General features: G+C 67.6%; 2 protein-coding genes and 1 pseudogene. 1 reads left to right on the forward strand and 2 read right to left on the reverse strand.

Annotated features, from left to right (window positions below; all coding sequences use genetic code 11):
* Positions 1 to 791, reverse strand: a 791-nt coding sequence (locus H5J30_RS25085) for an ABC transporter ATP-binding protein (RefSeq protein ID WP_181789629.1), incomplete at its 3' end; no start/stop codon positions are given.
* 684 nt (positions 792 to 1475) lie between these two features.
* Between H5J30_RS25085 and H5J30_RS25090 the strand changes: the two genes are divergently transcribed.
* Positions 1476 to 2117 (forward strand): hypothetical protein, encoded by a 642-nt coding sequence (locus H5J30_RS25090; RefSeq protein ID WP_181789630.1) that lies wholly within the window; start codon positions 1476 to 1478, stop codon positions 2115 to 2117.
* Between the two features lie 59 nt (positions 2118 to 2176).
* On the opposite strand, the pseudogene H5J30_RS25095 reads toward H5J30_RS25090, so the two are convergent.
* Positions 2177 to 2896: pseudogene (locus H5J30_RS25095) on the reverse strand (DUF6801 domain-containing protein); the annotation flags it as partial.

Genomic DNA, 2896 nt, shown 5'->3' on the forward strand with positions numbered 1-2896 from the left:
AAGCCCTCGGCGGCGAGCGTCGCCGCGTCCTTCTCCTCCGACATGCCGATGGGGCCGAGCCGGCTGCCGCTGAGGAACTGCGAGACCACCGGCTCCTCGCTGGTGAGCAGCACCTCGCGCGGGCCGAAGGTGACGAGGTTGCGGCGGAAGAGCATCCCGATGTTGTCGGGGACGGTGGAGGCGATGTCGATGTTGTGGGTGACGATCAGCATCGTCGCGTCGATCTGCGCGTTGACGTCGATGAGCAGCTGCGAGATGAACGCCGTACGGACCGGGTCCAGACCGGAGTCCGGCTCGTCGCACAGCACGATCTCCGGGTCGAGGACGAGCGCGCGGGCGAGCCCCGCCCGCTTGCGCATGCCGCCGGATATCTCGCCCGGGAGCTTGCCCTCGGCCCCGCCGAGGCCGACGAGGTCCATCCGCTCCATGACGGTGCGGCGGATCTCGGACTCCTTCTTGCGGGTGTGCTCGCGCAGGGGGAACGCGACGTTGTCGAAGAGGCTCATCGAGCCGAAGAGCGCGCCGTCCTGGAACATCAGCCCGAACTTCTTGCGGGCCTCGAAGACGTCGCGCTCGCGGTCGTTCACCATGTCGACGCCGTCGACGAGCACCTGCCCCTCCTCGGGCTTGAGCAGCCCGATGAGGGACTTCAGGAAGACGGTCTTGCCGGTGCCGGACGGGCCCAGCATCACGCTGACCTCGCCGGCCGGCAGCGTCAGCGTGACGTCGCGCCAGATGTTCTGGCGGCCGAAGGACTTCGTCAGGCCGTCGACGACCACTTCGATTCCCATCACAGCCCCCTGGCGGGTGTGCGGCGCCGGCCGTGTACAGCGCGGCCGGTCCCGTCAACTCCGGTGCGGGCACAGCACAGCACAGCCGGCGGCCGGGGGCGCCGGTCGCAGACGACGACTGGCAACGGGTGACAATCCCGGGCGCCGGCCTTGTCTCCGAGTGAGCAAAGAGCGCCGCGGGACCGGGTCCGGGTGGTGCGCGACGCGTGTTCTGCCGGGCACATGCGTGCATCACTCCATGAGGGGTCCTGCAGCAGCCGGTGCGGCCTCTGCGCCTGTGAGATCCGCGCTGCGGCGGACACGACTTCTGCGGTGCGGCCTTGCTGGGGGACGGGCTGCACGAGCACCTGCGGGGGGAGACGCTACGCACGGGTAACCGGCGAATCAATAGCCGCGGCAGGGAAAGTCACCGCCTCCTTACCAGCGGGTATTTTCTTGTCGCCCGCTGAGCAATCAGGCACGCCGCTTTATCAACGGATGACAAGACCCCCGCGCAGGCCGCCGACACTCACCCGGCAACACATCTCCCGGCCTGAATTCTCACCTCTTGACAACGCGCCCGCGTATTCGGAGATCTCAGGACCCGACTCATTGCCAGCCTTATTACTGGCGCGTAGCATTCCCACGCCGACAGTCGGCAGTAACCAACCCGGGCTCCCCCACACGACATTGAGGAGATTCTCGATGGCCAGACGGTTGACTCTATCGAGAGGGCAGCGGAATCTGAGCCGCGCGGCGCTGGCGCTGCTCGCCGCGGCGGGCTTCACCGTCGCCACCACCGGCCCGGCGAGCGCCGCGCCCGTCCGGCTCGACTACCCGCTGACCGGCACGACGCACCTCGCGGGCACCGACTCGGACCTCGAACTGGGCCCGGGAAAGCTGGAGACCACCGTGGACCTGTCCACGGGCGCGCTCACCGCCAACACCAAGCTCCCGCCGGCCACCGGCTCCTTCAAGACGCTCGACCTGATCCCCGCGACGGCGACCACGGAGTTCATCGAGACCGAACCCACCGCCGGCACCATCAGCAACGCGACGGGCGAGGTCAACACGGTCTCGAAGCTGACGCTGCGGATCACCGAGCTGAAGGTCGCCGGGCTGCCGATCTGGGTGGGTAGCCACTGCCAGACCGAGGTGCCCGCCGAGATAGCCCTCAAGTCCGAGCCGGGATTCAACCCGTTCCGGGGCGGCACGCTCAGCGGCACGTACACGATTCCCGACTTCGAGCACTGCCTGCTCGCCACCCCCGTGATCAACGCGATCATCCCGGGCGAGGGGAACACCATCAGCCTGAAACTCGGCGCCGCGCAGGCGCCGACGGGCTGACGTCCGGCCGCGACGGCTCGCCCGGATTCCTTCGCGAAGGAATCCGGGCAAGTTCTTGCTCAGCCGTCGGAGGGAAGTTCGGGGACTGCCGGTGTACAGGGCATCGTGCACAGCGGCGACTGCTTCAGCTCGACGTAGTTCCCGGGGCCCGACAGGGCCGAGGTGAAGACGGCGTCCAGGTCCTCCCCGCCCGTGCCGCAACCGGTGAAGGGCGGTACCGTGACAAGGCTCCTCAAGGTGCCCCCCGTGAAGACCCGGTACTCCGGGTACTTGCCTTTGAGTACGACGTCGAGAGGCGCGCTCGTACGGCAGTTGTCACCCACGTCGAGCGGCACTCCGTTTACCTTCACGTCGTAAACCCGGAGAGCCTGATAGAAGCCCGCGGTGGTCTCGTTGGTATCGATCGAGGAGCCCTGCTCTGTGACGATCGTCATCGGCTCGTTCGTGAACTCGACCTTCCCCGTGACGGGCATGAACCCGAAGGTGAGGAACGTCGCCTCGGAGTCGGGGAGAGTGAACTCGGCGACATTTCGCGTGCCGTTGTAGAAGTTTCCGGGCGAAATAATCATCTGCTTGTTCAGCAGGACGCGGACGCTGTCGAGCGTCGGTGCGTGCGGATCGTTGGCGATGAGCGCGCCGTTCAGCTTCCTGGAGTTCACGATGCCGGCCGCCGCCGTGCAGGTGTAGACGCCCGGCAGGGTGAGGGTCGTCGTACCGGGCGGTGGCTCGATCAGCCGGTCGGGGTCCAGTTCCGCCGTCGGCGGCTGGCCCGGGGGGCA

This window comes from Streptomyces phytophilus, assembly GCF_013870535.1.
GTDB classification, from domain to species: Bacteria; Actinomycetota; Actinomycetes; order Streptomycetales; family Streptomycetaceae; genus Streptomyces; species Streptomyces phytophilus.